Below are 391 nucleotides of genomic sequence, written 5' to 3'. Positions count from 1 at the left end.
TGGTCAGTCGGGGCGACCTGACGATCTGGTTTGACGCGGCGACGATCAAGCAGGGCTGGACGCCCCCGCCGCCAGTCGGGCGTGGCAAGCCTGGTCTGTATTCGGCGCTGGCGATCCAGACCTGCCTGACCCTGAAGGCGCTGTTTCGGCTGCCCTACCGCGCGACCGAAGGGCTGATGAAGTCGCTGATGCGCCTCAATGGGCTCGATCTTCCGGTGCCCGACCACACCCACATGTCGCGCCGGGCGGCGCAACTTGCGGTGAAGATTCCCCGTCGCCCGCGCAAGGGGCCGGTGCATGTCGTGGTCGACTCGACCGGCCTGAAGATCTTCGGCGAGGGCGAATGGAAGGTGCGCCAGCACGGCGTCGGAAAACGGCGCACCTGGCGCAA

The 391-nt window shown here is 67.3% G+C and carries 1 protein-coding gene; it reads left to right on the top strand.

Features of this window, described 5'->3' with window-relative positions; all coding sequences use genetic code 11:
* Window positions 1-391: IS5/IS1182 family transposase (locus M622_RS22865; protein WP_021247889.1), on the top strand; the 391-nt coding region annotated here is incomplete at both ends.

Source organism: Thauera terpenica 58Eu (assembly GCF_000443165.1).
GTDB lineage: Bacteria > Pseudomonadota > Gammaproteobacteria > Burkholderiales > Rhodocyclaceae > Thauera > Thauera terpenica.
Note: the sequence above shows the minus strand (reverse complement) of the source record. Positions and strands in the feature narration are given on the sequence as shown.